This is a genomic window from Zoogloea sp. LCSB751 (assembly GCF_002028455.1).
Classification (GTDB): domain Bacteria; phylum Pseudomonadota; class Gammaproteobacteria; order Burkholderiales; family Rhodocyclaceae; genus Zoogloea.
On sequence record NZ_MWUM01000234.1, the window covers coordinates 1 to 268 of the forward strand.

The window sequence follows — 268 nt, forward strand, 5'->3', positions numbered from 1 at the left end:
GACGAACTGCTCGCTGGCCAGGGCCTGACCGCTGACCTTGTCCTTGAGAACGACCTTCTGCTCTTTCACGAATGCCTTGGCTTCGTCTTCGTTACGGGGCTTCTTGAAATCCAGCACCAGGGTCTGGTTGTCGGCGGCGGTGAAGTTGATCACCAGAGGCTCGGCGGTCACCAGCTTGATGTCGTTGCGGTTGGAGTAGTTGCCCTCGAAGGCCACCACCAGCTGGTGCTTGCCGGCACTGATGGGGAAGCTGCTGGTCTTCTCCAGC

The 268-nt window shown here is 59.7% G+C and carries 1 protein-coding gene; it reads right to left on the minus strand.

Features of this window, described 5'->3' with window-relative positions; translation table 11 throughout:
• On the minus strand, positions 1-268 hold a 268-nt coding region (locus tag B4920_RS26465), incomplete at both ends, for a DUF2057 family protein (RefSeq protein ID WP_139379692.1).